The sequence below is a fragment of the Paenibacillus sp. FSL H8-0122 genome, from assembly GCF_038005345.1.
Classification (GTDB): domain Bacteria; phylum Bacillota; class Bacilli; order Paenibacillales; family Paenibacillaceae; genus Paenibacillus_AQ.
Genome location: NZ_JBBOTB010000001.1, coordinates 1,034,827 through 1,054,895 on the forward strand (window position 1 = coordinate 1,034,827; position 20,069 = coordinate 1,054,895).

The following is a 20,069-nucleotide window of genomic DNA, read 5'->3' on the forward strand; positions in this document are numbered from 1 at the left end:
ATTACTGGTCGATTGTTCAATCTATTATATGAATCTATGATTGCCGCAGACAGGCGGGGAAAAGAGGGCGGAAATGCGTATATTGCATACGGGAGACTGGCATCTGGGGCGGACGCTGGAGGGCCGAAGCCGGCAGAAGGAGCAGGAGCAGTTCGTGGATGAGCTGGTTAGGATAGCCGACTCCTCCGGGGCGGATCTGATTCTCATGGCGGGGGATGTCTATGATTCGGTCAATCCTCCGGCTGCGGCGGAGCAGCTATTCTATGACGCGGCGGCCAGACTGACGGCAGGCGGCCGTCCGCTGGTGGTTATTTCGGGCAATCACGACCAGCCGGAGCGCGTAGCTTCCGTGTCTCCGCTTGTCCGCAGACAGGGGATTACGCTCGTCGGAATGCCGACTTCGGAACCGGTCACGGTGCATGCGGCCAGAACCGGCGAGGTTGCCAAAATCGCTGCGCTCCCTTACCCCTCCGAAGCCCGGCTGGGCGAGCTGCTTGCCGGAGACAGCGGAGAGGCTGAGCTGAGGCTGGCTTACAGCGCCCGGGTGGGGCGGCTGATGAATCTGCTGGGACGCGAGTTCACCCCGCAGACCGTCAATCTGGCGATGAGCCATATCTATGTGCTGGGCGGCGTGGAGAGTCGGGATTCTGAACGTCCGATTCAGGTTGGTGGTGCTTATACCGTTGATCCTTCGGACCTTTTCTGCGGCGCGCAATATACCGCCCTCGGGCATCTTCACCGCGCCCAGCGGGTCAAGGGCGAGGGGATGATCCGCTATAGCGGATCGCCCCTGGCTTACAGCTTCTCTGAAGTGGGGCAGACCAAGTCGGTGTCCATGATCGATGTTGCCCCCGGCGGGGAGCCTGTGTTCGAGGAGATCTATCTCTCCTGCGGGCGGCCACTGGTGAACTGGAGGTCTGCGGGCGGATTGCAGGAGGTCTACGGCTGGCTGGATGAGGGCAGGGATGAAGGAGCATTTATTGATCTGGAGCTGCGCTTAACCGAAGCCATGTCCATGAATGATATCCAGCGGCTGCGCAAGTCACGGGAAGGCATCGTCCATATCCGGCCAATCTATCCGCAGATGGAGCAGGAGCTGGAAGAGATGTCACGCTCCCGCATGCCGGTGCAGGAGCTGTTCCGCAGGTTCTATCAGCGCCAGACCGGCGGTGCGGAGCCGGATGACAGCCTGATTGAGCTGTTCCTGGAGCTGGCGGAAGAAGAGCGGCACGAAGCTGCGGAAGGGGAGGAGAACTGATTTGAAGCCGATATTATTGAAATTATCCGGGCTGCAGAGTTACCGGGCGCAGCAGGAGATTGATTTTGCGAGCCTGACCGAGACGGGGCTGTTCGGGATCTTCGGTCCGACAGGCAGCGGCAAATCCAGTCTGCTGGACGCGATTACACTGGCGATGTACGGCAAAGTGGAGCGCGCCGTGAACGGAACCCAGGGGATTATGAACCATTCCGAGGACCAGCTCAGTGTGGCCTTCACCTTCGAGCTGAACTCCTCTTCCGGGGCGCGCCGCTACCGCGTGGAACGGAAGTTCAAACGCACCGGGGAGCAGTCGGTCAGCAATACGATCAGCCGGTTCATCGAGGTCAAGGCGGACGGGGATCTTGTGATGGCCGATAAGCTGGCGGAGGTTACGCGCTGTGTCGAGGAGCACATCGGGCTGAAGATGGATGACTTCACCCGGGCCGTTGTGCTGCCGCAGGGCAAATTCGCCGAGTTCCTGTCGCTGCGGGGCGTGGACCGCAGGCAGATGCTCCAGCGTCTGTTCCATCTGGAGCAGTACGGCGACGGGCTGGCACTGAAGCTGAGCCGCCGGGTCAAGGAGAACGAGGCGGCACTGCGCGCTCTGGAGGCCGAGCAGCAGGGGCTGGGCAGCGCGGGCAAGGCAGATGTGGAAGCGGCCGCCGTCCGTGTGCAGGAGGCGATCCGTCATGCGGCGGATTGCCGGGGGCGGCTCACGGAGGCTGCGGAGCGCGCCGAGCGCTTCGCCCGCATCCGCGAGCTGCAGGAGGAACGGGCCCGCCGCGAGTCGCAGCGGCAGGCCCTGCTGGCCCAGGAGGAGCAGATCCTCCTCCTGGAGCAGAAGCTCGGCAAGGCGGACGAGGCCGAGCGCAGATTGCCTGCGCTGAAGGCCTGGCGCAGCGCGGAGGAGGCCTGGAAGGCCCGGGCGGCACGCGCCGGGGGCCTTGAGACCTTGGCCGCCGCCGCCGTGCAGGAGGCGGCAGCCGGGGCAGAAGCGGAAGCAGCGGCCCAGGCCGCGCTGTCCGCAGGCGAGCCGGCCCTCCGCGAGGAGGAGGGCCGGTACCGGCGCGCGCTCGAGCTGGAGGCCGAGCTCGGCGCACTGCACAGCGAGCGGGCGGCGCTGCAGGCGCGCCGCGAGGAAGCCGCCCGGGGCCTGGCCGCCGGGCGGGAGAGCCTGGCCCGGGAGCGTGAGCTTTTGGCCCGTGGCCAAAAGAAACAGCACGAGCTGCAGCAGAGCCTGCAGCCGCTGGCGGTCCGCTCCCAGGAGCGGCAGTCTCTGCAGGAAGCCATGCAGAGACTGCAGGGGCTGCGTTCTGCCGAGGCCCAGCGGGAATCGGCAGAACGTGAGCGCCAGGGCCGCGCGGCGGTGCTCGCAGCGGCGGAAGCGCGGCTGGCCGCCGCCGGGTCCCGGCGGCAGGCGCTGGATGCCGGGCGCGGGGAGCTGCTGGCCGCCGCCGCCCTGCACCAGGAAGAGCTGCGGACGGCCGAAGGGGCAGCGGGAGACGCTGCCGGCCGCCTGGAGGGGCATATCAGCGCGCTGGAGGCTGCGCTGAAGGAGCAGGAGGTTCACCGGCTCTCGCAGGCACTCGCCGGTGAACTCCAGGAAGGGGTTCCCTGCCCGGTATGCGGCAGCGAGCATCACCCCTCCCCTGCGCTTGTTCAGAAGCAGGGGGACCCTGAGGAGCTGGACAATAGGCTCCGCCATGTCCGCGCTCAGGCCCGGCAAGCGCTGGAGACGCGCCATCTGCTGCACAGCCTGCTGGAGCAGGACAGCTCGTGGCTTGCCGGGCTAGCGGGAGCCGCGTCCGAAGAGGCGCTGCACCAGTCCGCCGCTGGCGCCGCCGGGGCAGAGGCGGCTGCGGACAAGACGGCAAGCATTACTTCTCACGCCGCACCTACCACTCTCAGCAATTCCGAGTCTCACACCGCTTCTGATTCCTTGAGCACTTCGGAGCCTCTTAATGCTTCCAAGCTCTCAAGCAGTCCCGGCTCTTATGCAGCATCTGACTCTCTGAACAGTTCGGATTCACACGCCGCACCTGGTTCCTTAAACGCCCCGGAGTCTCCCGACTCCCAGGCACCCTCGCACCTCCCGGATGAACAAGCCCTATCTGCGCTGAAGGGCCAGTTGTCTGCCTTGAATGAGCAGCTGGCCGCGCTGCGAGGACGCTCCGCAGAGCTGCGCCGTGCGGCCGCTGACTGGCAGCGTTCCCTGCAAGAGCTGGAGCAGGTGTATCACAAGGAAGCGGCAGGTGCCGAAGCGGAGAAGACCTGGCTGCAGGGGCTGTCTGCCAAGGCAGAGGAGCTGGCTGTTTCAGCCAGCAAGCTAAGGGAGGAATGGAGCCGTCTCTTCCCGCAGCTTGCCCCGGAGGAAGCGGAGAGAACGTATCAGGAGATGCTTGGCAAGGATGAACGCGCCGAGGAGATCCGCAGCCGGCTGGAGATCAGCGTCAAGTTCCTGGACGAGAAAAGCCTCGCCGTACAGACGCTGAACGAGCAGCTGGCCGGGCTGGACAAGGAGCTGGCGCAGTGGGATGCGCAGCTTGAAGGCAAAGAGGCGCTTGCCCGTGATAAAGAGCAGCGCCTGCGCGAAGGGACCGGCGGCCAGCCTGCCGGGGAACTGCTGGCCGCATGTGAACGCAGATTGCTGGAGCTGCAGACTGCGCTGGAACGCAGCCGGCAGGAACACCGCCGGGCAGCGGACAAGGCGCAGCAGCAGACCCGTGAAGCTGCGGTAGCCCGCCAGGCAGCAGAATCGGCGCAGGAGCATTATACCGCTGCCTCCGCCCAGTGGGAGGAGAGTCTGCAGTCTTCGCCGTTCGCTTCAGCCGCAGAGGTCGAGGCCTCTTCGCTGGAGGCTGGAGAACAGGCGCAGGCCGCTGAGCGGGTGAAGTCCTACCGCGAAGAAGAGGCGGAGTGCCTGCTGCAGCTGCGGAGTATTGAAGACAAGCTGGCTGGAGCTGTGCTCAGCAGTGAAGAATGGCAGGAGAGCCAGGATACGCTGCTGAGGTGCAAAGAGGATGATGAAGCCTCGCTTCAGGCCCGTGCACGGGCAGAGCGGGATCTGGAGGATCTGCAGCAGCGCCATATCCGCTGGGTAGAGCTGGAGGACAAGCGGGCCGGACATGCGGCGATGCAGGAGCGTCTATCCAAGCTGCAGACCGTACTGCGCGGCAATGCCTTTGTGGAGTATATTGCAGAGGAGCAGCTGATGCAGGTATGCCAGGCTGCGTCACAGCGTCTGCGGTTTCTGAGCAAGCAGCGTTATGCATTGGAGGTGGATTCAGGCGGGGGCTTCGTCATCCGGGATGACGGGAACGGCGGCGTTAGACGTCCTGTGTCCACGTTATCCGGGGGAGAGACCTTCCTGACCTCCCTGTCGCTTGCGCTTGCCCTGTCAGCCCAGATTCAGCTGCGCGGACAATACCCGCTGCAATTCTTTTTCCTGGATGAGGGCTTTGGCACCCTGGACCCGGATCTGCTCGACACCGTCATCACTTCACTGGAGAGACTGCATAATGACCAATTGTCTGTGGGCATCATCAGCCATGTTCCTGAGCTTCGGGCCCGCCTGCCGCGCAAGCTGATCGTGGTTCCTGCAGAGCAGGGCGGCGGGGGTTCAACCATTCTTTTGGAAAAAATGTGAAAGCCGGGGTTGGTTGTGATGAGAATCACAGATACACCTCCAACCCCCTGTTATAATACAGCTAAGCCGACATTATTTGAAACACCTCGGCGGACGTATGACAGGGAATGAACTCCTTCTCATACGTCCGCCGCCGAAGCAGCTCAGATGAGCTGTGAAGGGTGTTTCCTTTTTTTTGTCTTTTTTTGGGTCCACACTCAAAATTAGCAGCGGTCCTACCCAGAGGACCAAGCTCCGCGAAGACAAGCGAACTCAATGAATGCGAGAACCGAGTACATTGTCACAGTGAGAAGTTTGGTGGGCAATTATTGCTGGTGGGGGGGACCCGGATTAATTGTATGCGAAAAACCGAATACAATATGGCGGTTGAAGTGATAATAGACCAATGTATGCGAAAAACCGAACACAATATGGCTGTTGAGGTGTTTGTTGACCAAATGTATGCGGAAAACCGAACACAATGAGCCAGTAGGTGTGTAAATAGCCAAATGTATGCGAAAAAGCGAATACATTGTGCCACAGCGAGGGTTAGAGGAGCAGTTGTGCTATTGAACGTGTTAGAAGACCAAATGTATGCGGAAAACCGAACATAATGAGCCAGTAGGCGTGTAAACAGCCAAATATATGCGAGAAACTGAACACATTGTGCCACCCTGTTATAATACAGTCCGCCCTCCCTACACCCCCTGTTATCGTGATCATCCACCCCCTGCCCCTGATCCATAACCCTCTGTTATCATGACACTTCGATCACTGCTCCCCTGATCCGCCCCCACCTGATATCCTGATCCCTGCCTGTTTACCTGCTCCTATACTCTCTGCTACTCCCACCCCTGTTCCCCCACAACACATCGCTGCCCGCCCAGTTTCCCTTACAATCCCAGCATAAGCCGCCCCAAACATCTGGTTTTACCAGAATATAGCCTTCCGCCTTTCGTATTTGCTCAAATTCCTGTATGATTAGTTCCATAAATTGAAATTTGTCGCGAAGCCGATCAGGCCGGAAGCCCGATGATCTTGAGGTGTGTGCGCCCCGCAGAGCTCTAGCTGTATTGACGGATCATCGCCTGTGAGTGGCGGGTGGCCGTTGCACGAATAAGAGTTACGTTCGTGTCTGTTATCTCAGCCTGTGCTGCGGAAAGTGCCGGATGCAAGCTTCTGCATTACAAATTTTTTGGGAGGAAGCGTGGTATGGAAACTGTATTCAGCAAAATTATCGAAGGTGTAATCCCGTCCAAAAAGGTGTTCGAGAATGAGCGGATTCTGGCGTTCCACGATATTGAGCCTGCCGCCCCTGTGCATGTGCTGATTATCCCGAAGAAATACATCGCTTCCATGAACGAGGTTACGCCTGAGGATCTGCCGCTGATTGGCGAGATTCATGCCGTAGCACAGCAGCTTGCCGCAGAGCTCGGAATTGCCGATACCGGCTACCGGCTGATTAATAATTGCGGTCCGGACAGCGGGATGGCAGTGCCGCATCTGCATTATCATCTGCTGGGCGGAGCCAAGCTTGGTGCCCTTACGGGGAACTCCAGTTCTCATGCCTAAGTAAGCAATGCAACTATGTACAGCCCGGCTGAAAAAAGAATAACGCGAAGGTTGACACCTTATTTAGGTTTGACCTATAATGAAAGGTGATGAACCGTGTTGTTATGCTCTTGGACGGTCTGGTCGGAGGGAGGGAAAACTGGTGTCTGAAACGAAAGTTCGCAAAAACGAGACAATTGATGCTGCACTTCGTCGCTTTAAACGTTCCATTGCTAAGGATGGTGTCTTGGCTGAGGTGAAGAAACGCAAGCATTATGAGAAGCCAAGCGTAAAGCGCAAGAAGAAGTCTGAGGCTGCTCGTAAGAGAAAGTTTTAGGAGGATTACCCACGCATGAATCTTAGCGAACGATTGAACGAAGATATGAAGCAAGCGATGAAGAGTAAGGACAAGTTCACACTCTCCACCATTCGAATGGTTCGTTCTACAATAAAGTATCTTGAAATAGATTTGAAGAGAACATTAGACGACAACGAAGTGCTTGATATCCTTAGTCGTGAAATCAAACAGCGCAAAGATGCCCTCCAAGAATTTGAAGCAGCGGGTCGCGATGAGCTTGCCGCGAGTACTAAGGCAGAAATCGAGATTATCATTAAATATCTTCCCGAGCAGCTTACCGAAGAAGAAATTAAAGTAATTGTACAGCAGACCATCCAGGAAACCGGTGCTTCTTCGAAAAGTGAAATGGGTAAGGTGATGAGCGCACTGATGCCTAAGGTCAAAGGTCGCGCCGATGGTAAACTTGTGAACCAGGCGGTTCAGCAATTTCTGCAATAATATAACGCTAGCACCCCTTTTATAAGGGGTGTTTTTCATTGTGTGGAGCTTTTTGGATAGAACTGCGTATAAGGTATACTAAGAATTATATGCAGACTTACATAAAATGATAAGTTGAGAATGCAAATGGTTCACGTACAAAAGGGGGGGCGCAGGCTTGAATAAGTTACGCACCATCATATTTTCCTGTATCGCGGCCTTAATGGTTCTTCTGTTCCTGCCATTGGCGGGGACGGTTCAGGCGGATAATGAAGCGGTCCGCGCACCGGGCGCAGCGGCGGGTACAGTTGTCGGCGGCCCGGTCTTCATCATTCCGGTGGACCAGGAAATCGAACGCGGATTGCAGAGCTTTCTGGAACGGGGCTTTCAGGAGGCGGCGAATTACGGCGCAGTTCTGATTGTTCTGGAGATCGATACACCTGGAGGGCGGGTGGATTCCGCCGAAAGAATCGGCACTCTGGTCAGAGACAGCAAGATCCCGGTAGTAGCCTATATCAAAGGCAACGCCGCTTCAGCAGGCAGCTATATCGCGCTGAACGCGGACGCCATTATCATGAAGCCGGGCAGCATGATCGGGGCCGCTTCGCTGGTGGACATGAACGGGAAGAGCGTGGAAGACGCCAAGATGGTATCGTACTGGAAATCCAAAATGATCGGGGCTGCCTCGCTGAACGGGCGTGATCCTGAAGTGGCTGCCGGCATGATGGATGTTCATCTGGTAGTTAACCGCCCGGAACTGGGCGTGAACAAGCAGGCGGGCGAGATTATCGCTCTGAGCAGCAATGAAGCACTTCAGGCGGGTTACGCCGACCGGATTGCTGGAACGGAGCAGGAGGCCATTACCTGGCTGGGCTACTCGACAGACGACATTTTTCGCATTGAACATACCGGTGCGGAGAAAATGTCGCAATTTCTGACTCATCCGGTAGTCATGACAATTCTGCTCTTTGTGGGCATCGCCGGTGTGTTCATCGAGCTGCTGGTGCCCGGCTTTGGGGTGCCCGGAATTGTCGGTACGCTGGCATTTGCCCTCTACTTCTTCGGCAACTATGTGGCCGGCTTCGCCGGGGCGGAGACGCTGCTGCTGTTCATTCTGGGCCTGGTGATGCTGATTCTGGAGCTGTTCGTGCCGAGCTTCGGTATTCTGGGAATCCTCGGGTCCATCAGTCTGGTGGCGGGTGTTGTAAGGGCTGCTTACAGCTTTACACATGCGCTGTTCAGCCTTGGTATTGCTTTTTCGGCGGCGGCTGTGGTTATTGTGATTGTAGCCGTAGTCTTCAAGGAGCGGGGAATCTGGAACCGGTTCATCCTTCAGGACAGCCTTACCAGAGAAAAGGGATTCGTGCCTGTCCCGGAGAAGCTGCGTCTGATCGGGGCTTCCGGCATGAGTGTAACCCCGCTGCGTCCGGCCGGAACAGCCACCTTTGGCGGCGAACGGATAGATGTGGTGACAGAAGGCGGGTTCATCGAGGCGCAGACGGCCGTGTCCGTGGTGAAGGTTGAGGGCGGCCGTGTGGTAGTGAAGGAAGCTGTGAAATAATTTTTGTCTATCAAAATATCGGAGGTAGGTAAGCGTATGTTAGAAGCATCTATGATTACTTTTTTGCTGATCGCGGTAGCCGTGATTATTGTACTAAGCGTCTTCTTCAGCTTCTTCCCGGTCATGCTGTGGGTGTCCGCCTGGGCCTCCGGGGTCAAAATCAGCATTATCACGCTGGTAGCCATGCGTCTGCGCCGGGTAACGCCGAGCCGGATTGTCAATCCGCTGATTAAAGCGACTAAGGCCGGGCTGGGACTGAATATCAACCAGCTCGAGAGCCATTATCTGGCCGGAGGGAATGTGGACCGTGTAGTGAACGCGCTGATTGCTGCCCAGAGAGCGGATATTCCGCTGGAATTCACACGTGCCGCCGCCATCGATCTGGCCGGACGCGATGTGCTGCTGGCGGTTCAGATGAGCGTTAACCCGCGCGTCATTGAGACGCCGATTGTTGCGGCTGTAGCCAAGAACGGGATTGAAGTCAAGGTCAAGGCACGGGTAACGGTGCGGGCCAATATCGACCGGCTGGTCGGGGGTGCGGGCGAAGAGACGATTATTGCCCGTGTCGGCGAGGGAATTGTAACCACAGTCGGCTCCAGTAATTCGCATAAGGATGTGCTGGAGAATCCGGATTCCATCTCCCGGACCGTATTGTCCAAGGGTCTGGACTCAGGGACTGCCTTTGAAATTCTGTCCATTGATATTGCGGATGTGGATGTAGGCAAGAACATTGGTGCGTACCTGCAGACCGAGCAGGCGGAAGCGGATAAGCGCATCGCCCAGGCGAAGGCTGAGGAACGCCGGGCCATGGCGGTTGCCCATGAGCAGGAGATGAAGGCCCGCGTGGTTGAGATGAAGGCGCTGGTCGTTGAATCCGAATCCCGGGTTCCGCTGGCGATGGCCGAAGCCCTGCGCTCCGGCAAGCTTGGCGTGATGGATTATATGAATCTTAAAAACATCGAGGCAGATACGCAGATGCGCGGTTCCCTCGGCAAACTAAACGATGGGGACGACAGCGGCCGTCCGCCCCACAAATAAAGGGATGTGAGCTCCCATGAGCGGCGTGATCTATTTCCTGGTGCTGGCGGCCATAGCGATCATCACCAATCTGAACAAAAGAAAGGGCAAAGACAAACAGGCTCCGCGCGAAGGGATGCCTACCTTTGGCGGCGGCGGGGGCAGCGGCAATATGCTGCCCCGCCGCCGGAAGGCCGGACACGCACAGCAGCAGGGCAGCGGCTTCCCTGCGCCTGCCGGGACAGAGGCTGGCCCGGACCGGCCTGCCCTGCCGCCGGATGCTCAGGAGGCCCCGTATTCGCCAGCATGGGCTGAGGCTGAGCAGCCGGCTGCCGATGATGAGAACGGCGAAGGGGTGTCTCTGGAACAGGCCGATGACCTGGACAGCGTGGAGGCCCGCACAGAACGCATGCAGCGGGAGCTGGAGGCGCTGCAGGCTGCCTTCGACGGAATGGCGGCTGCGGTCCCGTCTGCGGGCTCCGAAGCAGGCGGGGAGAACGCAGATGCAGCATCATCGGCATATGCTGCCCATCCGCTCACAGGCGACCCTGACGCGCTGCGCAGCGGTCTGGTATGGGCGGAGGTGCTGGGTCCGCCCCGTGCCCGCCAGCCGCATTCCACGCGGCGCTAAGATCTTGCCTCCGCCTCCCGATCAACATGTAATACTGCACATAAGCCTGAATCCCTTCCTTAACCGGAAGGGATTCAGGCTTATGTGCTGTTTTCCCTGGGAGAAGGGTGTGAGTTCTTCTCATAAACAGCCGCCCCGCCGCATAAGGTGTACAGAAGGCAGGAAGGGGGAGCGTCTACTTATGACCCGTATCGGCCGCAGGCTGCGGGGATGGACAAACGGGGTACTGGATCTTCCGCAGGATGTGCTGCAGGAGATGCCCCGGATCACCCTGATCGGCAATAAGGAGCTGTATATTGAGAACCACCGCGGCGTGCTGCACTTCTCTTCGGAGCAGCTCAGGCTGGCATTAACCCAAGGGGTGCTGGAGATTTCCGGTGAAGGACTGGTCATCCGCAATATTCTGGGCCAGGAGCTTGCCGTCATTGGAGTAATCGGTGAAATCAGATATAAGGAAAGTGGGGAGAATCCATGAAAGAACCGCCTCTGTCATCACTGCGGGGGTTCGTTACACTGCATGTGAGCGGACCGCAGGTGGAGAAATTCATTAATGCTGTAACTGGAGCGGGCATCATCATCTGGGATGTGAGGCCTGCCGGGGACGGCGCTTCTTTGAATCTGCTGCTGGATGACTTTTTCCGGCTTCGCCCGCTCCTCAAAAAGACAGGCTGCCGTATGCATGTTACAGCCAGGCACGGACTTCCGTTTCGCCTCGCGCGCTTGTGGAGACGGAAGTTTTTTGCCGCAGGTATGCTGATCTTCGGTGTAGGCCTGCTGCTGCTCTCCTCGATGATCTGGAGCGTCAAGGTGGAAGGGAATACCCGCATTCCGACCGAGGACATTCTGGAAGCCGCACGCAAGGAGGGTGTCTATCCGTTTCAGTGGATCTGGCGCATGCAGGAGTCGGACGAGCTGTCCCGAGAGCTGACCACCCTGGTTCCGGGCTTGACTTGGGCCGGGTTCCACCGGAACGGGACGAGCATTACCATACAGGTCGTCGAAGCTGACCGCCCGGATAACAAACCGCTGCTCAGCAAGCGCCATCTCATCAGCCGGACCGATGCAGTCGTGACTGAGATCTACGCGGAGCAGGGCAGACCGGTGGTCAGCCGGAATTCGCGGGTCAAGAAAGGGGACATCCTCATCTCTGGAGCGCTGGGTGACGAGGAGAATACAGAGTTCGTAGTTGCCAAAGGCATGGTCAAAGGCCTTGTATGGCATGAATATAATCTGGAGGTACCTCTTAAAAGAACAGGCAGTGCGTATACAGGAGAACGCAAGGACCGCACCTATCTCGTTCTCGGCAAATGGGCAATTCAGCTATGGGGCTACGGGGACTCCGGGTTTACGAAGTCACGTACACTTTCAGAGCCCGACATGCTGTCGTGGCGCTCGTTTCAGCTGCCGCTGGGCCTTATGACCGAGAAGGAGCTGGAGATTAAATATACCACTGAAGCGCTTACTTCGGAGGCCGCGCGTGCAGAAGGGCTGACGCGGGCCAAGAGCGATATTTTCGCGCGTTACGGCGCTGATAGCGTCATCAAAAGTCAAAAAATTTTGCATGAGAAGAAAGAGAATGGTAAAGTTTATATGAAAGTGCTGTTTGAGGTGGAAGAGAGAATCGCGGAAGAGCTTCCGATAGTAAACAATTGAGGAGAATGAGGCTACTTGTCAGAACAGACTGCAAGCATTCAAATATCTTTGCACAATGCGGGAGAAGCGCAATCCCTGTTCGGCCCGCAGGATGGATTCCTGAAAATCATCGAGAAAGAAATTCCGGCAGTTATTAACTCACGCGAGGCCGAAATCACGATTCGCGGTACGGAGCGGGAAGTGGACATGCTGGGCCAGCTCTTCAACGTGCTGCTGTCACTCGTACGCGGGGGTTACATATTGAGCGAACGCGATGTGCAGTACGCCGTGGAGCTGGCGAAGGATTTCCGTGCCGACCAGCTGCTTGACCTGTTCAAGGGCGAGATTACGACAACATTCCGCGGCAAGCCGATCCGTGTCAAAACGATTGGCCAGAAGCATTATGTGAGCACCATCAAAAAGCGTGATATCGTCTTCGGCATCGGCCCGGCGGGCACCGGCAAGACCTATCTGGCTGTGGTCCTCGCGGTGACGGCGCTGAAGGAAGGCTCGGTCAAACGGATCGTGCTTACGCGTCCGGCTGTAGAGGCCGGGGAGAACCTGGGCTTCCTCCCGGGAGATTTGCAGGAGAAGGTAGATCCGTATCTGCGGCCGCTCTACGACGCCTTGTACGACGTTATGGGGCCTGATCAGGTGGCGAAGGCGCTGGAGCGCGGGCTGATCGAGATTGCACCGCTTGCCTATATGCGCGGGCGTACGCTGGAGGATGCTTTTATCATCCTGGATGAAGCGCAGAATACCACACCCGAACAAATGAAAATGTTCCTCACCCGTCTGGGCTTCGGCTCCAAGATGGTCATCACGGGCGATGTGACCCAGATCGATTTGCCGCGCGGCAAGAAGTCAGGGCTGATCGAAGCCAAAACGATTCTTTCCGGTATCGAGGAGCTTGGCTTTGTCTACTTCGCTGAGCAGGACGTTGTCCGTCATTCCCTTGTGCAGAAAATTATTGTTGCCTATGACCGCTCTGCCGAAAACCTCCAATAAAAAAGGGGATTGTCTTCATGGCCTCAAAGCAACCATCGAAATTAAGCGGATTTGTATATAGCAGCAGCGGATGGAAGTATAGCGCGGTGTCGCGCTATGCTCTTTTCCTGTTACTCGCGGTTGTTTTCTACCTCAGCCTGTCCTCTGATCTGCTGCCCAAAAGGTATGATATCAAAGAGGGAACCCGCAGTGCCAAGGAGATTACAGCACCCAAGCAAATCCTGGACACCAACGCCAAGCTCAAGGCCCAGGAGACTGCTGCAGAGAATGTGACCAACCGTTATGCCATTATTCCTATCCGGGCGGAGAATCTAGTAACTCTGCTGCTGGACCGGATCGGCGGGTTGAATCAGGATGATACGATTTCACAGAGTGAGAAGACAGAGATTTACCGGGAAGAGATTCCGCGGCGGGCCAATGATTTTATCCTTAATTTTGTGGCTGCCAGCCAAAAGGCCGGGACTTACTCCGAGCATCTGCTGAATGAAATGCAGTCTGTCATCAAGGACCAGGCCTACGTCATTCCGGAAGAGACCTATATCAAGATTCCGCGCTTGACTCAGCAGGATATCATCGAAATGAAGCCGGTGGCCCGGGATATTGTCACGAAGCTGATGAATGACCAGATTACCGACGCCCAGAGCGCGCGTGCTAAGGTCGCTGAGCAGGTCAGCGTCAGTTCGCTGGGCCAGCGGACCGCCCGCGAGGTGGTGCAGGAGCTGGTGCGGCTGGTGATCACCGCCAACAAATTCTATGACGAGGACGCGACCAAGGAAGCGAAGGTGCAGGCCCGTCAGAATACACCGGATGTATTCATCGAGCAGGGGGATGTGCTGGTAGCCAAGAATCAGGAGATTACCCCTGAGCTGTACAAGCTGCTGGATGAGAACGGGCTGCTCAGTAAAGAGATTAATTACTGGCCTCAGCTCGGCCTGCTTCTGCTCTCTGCACTGCTGTCCTTTGGCCTGATGACCTTCATCCGCTACAATGGCGGAGCCTCAGGCTTCAAATACAATAACTCCCAGCTGCTTATGCTGGTCCTGGTCTTTATCATTACCATCGTTATGATGAAGCTGACGGCCTTCCTGCAAACGGATGTGCGGACATATATAGGCTATCTGGCACCTGTGGCTCTGGGCGCGATGCTGATCTCCATGCTGCTGGACATGACTTTAGCTTATTTCTGTTCCATTCTGTTCAGCATTCTGGCCAGTATCCTGCTGAATGTCCAGCAGAATACGATATTTGATTTCACCTTCGGCTTCTTTGCCCTAATCGTGAGTTATGTTGCCATCTTCTCGACCCACCGCGCCGGACAGCGTTCAACGCTGCTGAAGGGCGGTATTATGGTGTCCCTGCTCGGCTGCCTGACCGTAGCCATACTGACCATGCTGAGCGGCGGCGTATGGAACGAGACGAATACGTTATATGCTCTGGGCTTCTCCTTTGCCGGGGGGCTGCTTACCGCAGTGCTGGTCATCGGCCTGATGCCGTTCTTCGAGGTAACGTTCGGCATTCTGTCGGCCCTGAAGCTCGTAGAGCTGTCTAACCCGAACCATCCGCTGCTGCGCAAGCTGCTTACAGAGACGCCGGGAACCTATCACCACAGTGTGATGGTAGGCAATCTGTCCGAGGCTGCGGCCGAAGCGATTGGTGCGGACGGCTTGCTGTGCCGGGTAGGCTCGTATTATCATGACATCGGCAAGACGAAGCGCCCGTTCTATTTCATAGAGAACCAGAACAATATGGAGAATCCGCATGACTCGATTGAGCCGAAGCTGAGCAAGTCGATCATTGTGGCCCACGCCCGGGACGGGGTGGAGATGCAGAAGGAATACAAGCTGCCGAAGCCGATCCGCGATATTGCGGAGCAGCATCACGGCACGACGTTCCTGCATTATTTTTATCATAAGGCATTGAAGCTTGCAGAAGATAAGGGTGTAGAGCCGGACTTCACGGAGGAGGATTTCCGTTATCCCGGCCCGAAGGCACAGTCGAAGGAATCCGCAGTCGTCGGGATCGCCGACAGTGTGGAGGCCGCAGTCCGTTCGCTCCGCAAGCCAACCGTGGTGCAGGTGGAGACCATGATTGAGAAAATTATCAAAAGCCGGCTGGATGACCATCAGTTCGATGAATGCGATCTGACGCTCAAGGAGCTGGATATTATTTCACGGACACTGAAAGAGACGGTAATGGGCATATTCCATTCCCGGATTGAATACCCCGAGGATGTGCGCAAGCCCAAAAAAGAGGAAGGGGCCATCAAAAATGAGTCTGAGCGTCGTTTGGAACAATGAACAGGATGAACATGAAATTAACGGCGATCTGATTGAGCTGCTGGAGCGGATTCTGCAGACAGCAGGGGAAGCGGAAGGGATTGACACGGGGGAAGTGGATCTGACCTTCGTCAATAACGAACGCATTCACGAGCTGAATCTCGAGTACCGCGGCATTGACCGTCCGACCGATGTGCTCTCCTTCGCGATGAATGAAGCCGGAGAAGATGAGCTGGAGATCCGGTACGACCTGGCAGATGAGGACGAAGAGCTGGAGGAAGTACCGAATGTGCTTGGGGATATTATCATCTCGGTTACCCGGGCGCAGGAGCAGGCTGAGGAATACGGCCATTCGCTGGAGCGGGAGCTGGGCTTCCTGTTCGTCCACGGGTTCCTGCATTTGCTGGGCTATGATCATCAGGAGCCGGAGGCTGAGGCCGAAATGATGTCCAAGCAGGAGAAGGCTCTGGCTCAGGTCGGGTTGACACGCTAATGGTCAAGAATACGGCGGTGGGCCACAAAAAATTCTGGCATTCCTTTCGCTTCGCCGCACACGGCATTGCGGCAGCATTCCGGTCGGAGCTGAACATGAAGGTGCATAGCGGCCTTGCAGTTATCGTAATGATTGCCGCCGCTGTGTTCAGGCTTCCTCTGTCAAGCTGGATGCTGCTGCTGCTGGCCATTACGCTGGTGCTGACAGCCGAGCTGCTGAACACGGCGATTGAAGCGACGATTGATCTGGTTTCGCCTGAGGTTCACCCCTTGGCCAAGAAGGCCAAAGATACCGCCGCAGGCGCCGTGCTGCTTACGGCGGTGTTTGCCGTGATTGCCGGAATCTATGTTTTTTATCATCCCGTGATGGACTGGATCACAGGTCTTATGTCATAATCAGTTTACAACTTCAGCTGGTGTAAGAGGCGGACCCGCTTTGCGCGCTCCGTCATCTTTAATTAGGATAATATTTTCGGGCCATGCTCCCAAAACTAAGGTTATGCTTACGAAGCGAGTTTTATTTCGAAGAAGATTCGATGAAGAGAGTGCTCAATAAAACTTTCAGGAGGACAATTATGGATTATGCGCTACTTCTTCAGGAAGCGATCAAGGCAAGAGCCAATGCATATATACCTTATTCCCGCTTCGGGGTCGGTGCAGCCCTTCTGGATCAGGACGGCAAGGTCCACCACGGCTGCAACATCGAGAATGCCGCTTACGGCCCGACCAACTGCGGCGAGCGGACGGCCATGTTCCGCGCCATTGCGGACGGCCACAAGCCCGGTACCTTCAAAGCCATCGCAGTTGTGGCCGACACGGATGGCCCCGTATCGCCTTGCGGCGTCTGCCGACAGGTGATGGTCGAGCTGTGCGGACCTGATATGCCGGTTATTCTCGGCAACCTCAAGGGTGATATTGTGGAGACAACCGTGCGCGATCTGCTCCCCGGCGCCTTCGGTCCTGCGGATCTTACGCAGGGACAGAGTGCGGAGTGATGACAGCAGGCTGGTGCTGGAACTAAGGACTTCAACATATTGCTGCTGTTGGGCACTCTACTGTATAACGTACAATAGATTGTGCCAAAATTGGATGCAAGATAGGTTCTGTTGTATATCGTGCAATTGAAAACGGGAAATAACCTGTTTATGGCCTGTTTGCGGCAAATCTGCTGTATAAAATACAATAGAACCGTTAAAGAGCCTTAGATTTGCTTATTCTGTTGTACAAAATACAATTAAGCCTGCTGGTGCTGGTGCTGGTGCTGGTGCTGGTGCTGGTGCTGGTGCTGGTGCTGGTGCTGGTGCTGGTGCTGGTGCTGGTGCTGGGACATGGGCCAGGCGAGCGTTCCGGTATCCAACTAATCATCCGCGCTGTAGTCAAGCGTGCTCCAGAGTTAACTGTATATTGTACAACTAACTTTCCACTATTCCCGCTAAAAGTTGATTTAAGTGTAATTTGTACAACTATATTCATCGGATAACGCCAAAAGTGACTTTGATGAAGAAAATAGATGTATGAATTACAACTAAACCGTAATAACCTTTGATTTGGAGCAGAATAAGTGTACAAAATACAACTAAGCTAGTTGCGGGGCATGACAGGCTAGTTGTTGTGGGAATGCCGGGCTAGTTATTGCGGGTGAGCATGGGCAGGCTTCGGGTATGCAACAAATTAATCTTTCCCGCGCCGCACTCAAGCGTGTTCCCGCAGGGAACGGCAAGCGTTCATGCTCCGCAGCTACCTGTCCCGCGCCGCATGCTGGTCACAGCCAACAACCGCGCCGCAGTCAAGTGTGTTCCCGCAGGGAACGAAAAGCGCTCATGCTCCAAAGTCTCTTACCGCGCCAATCGCTGTGCCCACGCCAGTTCCGGGTGTCCAGAGGGCCGGGGCCCTTGGGGTCCCCCTTGCGAAGGGGGATCGAAACGCTTTTAAGGGTGAACGCTTTTGACCGAAACGCTTTCAACCAAGTTGTAAGATAAATAGGAGGATCATATGAAATTCAAATCAGGGTTTGTCGCTATTATCGGCAGACCAAACGTAGGTAAATCAACGCTCATGAACCAAGTAATCGGCCAGAAGATTGCCATTATGTCGGACAAGCCGCAGACCACCCGGAACAAGATTCACGGGGTATATACGGCGAATAATTCGCAGATTGTATTCCTGGACACCCCGGGTATCCATAAAAGACAGTCCAAACTGGGCGATTACATGAATCAGACGGCGATGAGCACGCTGCATGAAGTGGAAGCGGTACTGTTCCTTGTCGATGCCTCCGAGGGTATGGGCGGCGGCGACCGTTTTATCGCGGAACAGCTTGGCAGCATTAAGACCCCGGTCATTCTGGTGATGAACAAGATTGACAAGATTGAACCGGAAGCGCTGCTTCCGATGATTACGGAATATAACAAGCTGCATGAGTTCGCCGAGATCGTGCCGATCTCAGCCAAGATGGGCAATAACGTCAACACGCTGCTGGAGCAGGTGCAGAAATACCTGCCGGAAGGTCCGCAGTATTACCCGGACGACCAGATTACCGATCACCCCGAGCAGTTCGTCTGCGCGGAGCTGATCCGCGAGAAGATTCTGCATCTGACCCGTGAAGAGGTGCCGCATTCCATCGCCGTGGCGATTGAGGATATGAGCGTGGAACCGAATGGGGTTGTGCATATTTCGGCGGTTATCTTTGTCGAGCGCGATTCCCAGAAGGGAATCATTATCGGTAAGCAGGGGGCGCTGCTGAAGGAAGTCGGACGCCGGGCACGGACGGATATTGAGAACCTGCTGGGCTCGAAGATTTTCCTGGAATTATGGGTGAAGGTGAAAAAAGACTGGCGTAACCAGGACCGCGTTCTGCGGGATTTGGGCTTCCATAAAGAATGATCACCTCTCACGCCGCCTCAACATGGCAGGAATTGCACGGATAGATCCTGGGGCATCGCACATCCTACATCTGAAGAGACATCGTGTTTCCGAAGAAAGGATGAATACGAATGCGGAATTTTTCGTGGAAGTATTTTGCAATGACTGGAGATCTCGATGCGTATTTGCTGTACAGGGAAGCTGGGGATTCGCCCGAGGGCAGCGGACCGCTGCCGGCGGAGGAAGAGATGGCCATCGATGAAGAAGCACAATAAGGACTGGTTGCTTGCCGAGTGGTTGGGGGAAGAGGCATGCTATACAGGGTGGAAGGGATCGTCATCCGCAGCATGGACTACGGTGAAGGGAACGCCATTATTACGCTTTGCACCGAGAACGCCGGTAAAGTAGGGGTTCTGGTGCGGGGCGCCAAGAAGGTCAAAAGCCGTCATGCTGCCCTGATCCAGCTGTTCACAACAGGTGAGTTCGTGTTCTTCCGCAACAACAGCGGACTGGGAACACTGAATGCCGGCGAGATCACGAAGTCCCATCATCCGCTGCGCGAGGATCTGGTCAAGGCGGCGTATGCATCCTATGCCTGCGAGCTGCTGGACCGGGTGCTGCATGATGAAGAGACTGGCAGCTTCTGGTACCGCCAGCTGACCGCCTGCCTGAATGCACTGGAGGAAGACAAAGAGCCTGGCATTATCAATAATGTATTTGAAATGAAGGTGCTGCAGGCTGCCGGTTATGGGCCTCAGCTCGATTCCTGTATCGTCTGCGGCAAAGACAAGCCGGATGAGGAGCTTAGAATCAGTCCGCGTCTGGGGGGAGTCCTCTGCCGTAGCTGCCGGCATAACGATCCTCCGGCCATGGAGATTTCTCCGCGTGCCTTGAAACTGCTGCGGATCTTCGCGGCGCTGGATCTGACCAGGCTGGGGAACGTGGATGTGAAGCCGGAGACCCGTGCGGAGCTGAAGACCGTCATGCGGGGATTCATGGATATGCAGCTGGGGCTCAGACTGAAGTCCCAGAGCTTCCTGGACCAGCTCGACAAATACAATATTTGACGAATCGCTAATTATCCGTTACTATAAGTTCAGTTTCTTTTATAAGATTGCCGTGTTTGCTCCAGAACTGGAGAGAGTGCGTGGATCGGGAAAGTAGTGGGCGATATTGTCGCAGCAGCGAGCCGGGGGTAGTGGAAGCCTGGCGGGACGACGTTCATGAACAGGGCACCCGGGAGTACGGAAGCGGCGACATCAAAAGTGGATTTCGTGATTTTTGCGTAATCAAGTAGGGTGGAACCGCGGGAGAACATATTTGAGCTCTCGTCCCTATGTCTGTTCATCAGGCATGGGGGCGGGAGCTTTTTGGCTTGTGG

The 20,069-nt window shown here is 56.4% G+C and carries 19 protein-coding genes; all 19 read left to right on the forward strand.

Annotated elements, in window-relative coordinates; genetic code table 11:
• The first annotated feature begins 73 nt into the window (after positions 1–73).
• The 19 genes from NSS64_RS04555 to recO all read left to right on the forward strand — a co-directional run bounded on the left by NSS64_RS04555 (position 74) and on the right by recO (position 19,755).
• Positions 74–1,258, forward strand: a complete 1,185-nt coding sequence (locus NSS64_RS04555) for an exonuclease SbcCD subunit D (RefSeq protein WP_341139354.1) — start codon at positions 74–76, stop codon at positions 1,256–1,258.
• Position 1,259: 1 nt separating this feature from the next.
• Positions 1,260–4,904, forward strand: a complete 3,645-nt coding sequence (locus NSS64_RS04560) for an AAA family ATPase (RefSeq protein WP_341139355.1) — start codon at positions 1,260–1,262, stop codon at positions 4,902–4,904.
• Positions 4,905–6,095: 1,191 nt separating this feature from the next.
• Entirely contained in the window at positions 6,096–6,455 is a 360-nt protein-coding gene (locus NSS64_RS04565; RefSeq protein ID WP_076075810.1) for a histidine triad nucleotide-binding protein, read from the forward strand.
• Between the two features lie 142 nt (positions 6,456–6,597).
• Entirely contained in the window at positions 6,598–6,771 is a 174-nt protein-coding gene (rpsU, locus tag NSS64_RS04570) for a 30S ribosomal protein S21 (protein ID WP_005547957.1), read from the forward strand.
• 15 nt (positions 6,772–6,786) lie between these two features.
• Complete coding sequence (locus NSS64_RS04575) at positions 6,787–7,230, forward strand: GatB/YqeY domain-containing protein (protein WP_036724349.1); 444 nt, start codon at positions 6,787–6,789, stop codon at positions 7,228–7,230.
• Between the two features lie 202 nt (positions 7,231–7,432).
• Complete coding sequence (locus tag NSS64_RS04580) at positions 7,433–8,770, forward strand: NfeD family protein (protein ID WP_341142757.1); 1,338 nt, start codon at positions 7,433–7,435, stop codon at positions 8,768–8,770.
• Between the two features lie 36 nt (positions 8,771–8,806).
• Complete coding sequence (gene floA, locus NSS64_RS04585) at positions 8,807–9,808, forward strand: flotillin-like protein FloA (RefSeq protein ID WP_341139356.1); 1,002 nt, start codon at positions 8,807–8,809, stop codon at positions 9,806–9,808.
• A 16-nt stretch (positions 9,809–9,824) separates the two neighbouring features.
• Complete coding sequence (locus NSS64_RS04590; protein ID WP_341139357.1) at positions 9,825–10,418, forward strand: hypothetical protein; 594 nt, start codon at positions 9,825–9,827, stop codon at positions 10,416–10,418.
• A gap of 181 nt (positions 10,419–10,599) precedes the next feature.
• On the forward strand, positions 10,600–10,893 hold the full coding sequence (gene yqfC, locus NSS64_RS04595; protein ID WP_036690297.1) for a sporulation protein YqfC: 294 nt from the start codon (positions 10,600–10,602) through the stop codon (positions 10,891–10,893).
• Complete coding sequence (gene yqfD / locus NSS64_RS04600) at positions 10,890–12,071, forward strand: sporulation protein YqfD (RefSeq protein ID WP_341139358.1); 1,182 nt, start codon at positions 10,890–10,892, stop codon at positions 12,069–12,071. The genes yqfC and yqfD overlap by 4 nt, the downstream gene beginning before the upstream one ends.
• 15 nt (positions 12,072–12,086) lie before the next feature.
• Entirely contained in the window at positions 12,087–13,058 is a 972-nt protein-coding gene (locus tag NSS64_RS04605; RefSeq protein ID WP_036690294.1) for a PhoH family protein, read from the forward strand.
• A 17-nt stretch (positions 13,059–13,075) separates the two neighbouring features.
• Positions 13,076–15,355, forward strand: a complete 2,280-nt coding sequence (locus tag NSS64_RS04610; RefSeq protein ID WP_340938863.1) for an HD family phosphohydrolase — start codon at positions 13,076–13,078, stop codon at positions 15,353–15,355.
• A complete protein-coding gene (gene ybeY, locus NSS64_RS04615) occupies positions 15,327–15,827 on the forward strand; it encodes an rRNA maturation RNase YbeY (protein WP_340938864.1) in 501 nt (166 codons plus the stop codon). The genes NSS64_RS04610 and ybeY overlap by 29 nt, the downstream gene beginning before the upstream one ends.
• Positions 15,827–16,222, forward strand: a complete 396-nt coding sequence (locus NSS64_RS04620) for a diacylglycerol kinase family protein (protein WP_341139359.1) — start codon at positions 15,827–15,829, stop codon at positions 16,220–16,222. The genes ybeY and NSS64_RS04620 overlap by 1 nt, the downstream gene beginning before the upstream one ends.
• 179 nt (positions 16,223–16,401) lie before the next feature.
• A complete protein-coding gene (locus tag NSS64_RS04625) occupies positions 16,402–16,821 on the forward strand; it encodes a cytidine deaminase (RefSeq protein WP_341139360.1) in 420 nt (139 codons plus the stop codon).
• Between the two features lie 212 nt (positions 16,822–17,033).
• Entirely contained in the window at positions 17,034–17,306 is a 273-nt protein-coding gene (locus NSS64_RS04630) for a hypothetical protein (protein WP_341139361.1), read from the forward strand.
• Positions 17,307–17,818: 512 nt separating this feature from the next.
• On the forward strand, positions 17,819–18,709 hold the full coding sequence (gene era, locus NSS64_RS04635) for a GTPase Era (RefSeq protein ID WP_036724337.1): 891 nt from the start codon (positions 17,819–17,821) through the stop codon (positions 18,707–18,709).
• Positions 18,710–18,819: 110 nt separating this feature from the next.
• The gene (locus NSS64_RS04640; protein ID WP_076075837.1) at positions 18,820–18,963 is read left to right on the forward strand and encodes a YqzL family protein; all 144 of its coding nucleotides are present in this window, start codon (positions 18,820–18,822) and stop codon (positions 18,961–18,963) included.
• 36 nt (positions 18,964–18,999) lie between these two features.
• Positions 19,000–19,755, forward strand: coding sequence for a DNA repair protein RecO (gene recO, locus NSS64_RS04645; RefSeq protein WP_341139362.1), 756 nt, complete (start codon positions 19,000–19,002; stop codon positions 19,753–19,755).
• Positions 19,756–20,069 lie beyond the last annotated feature (314 nt).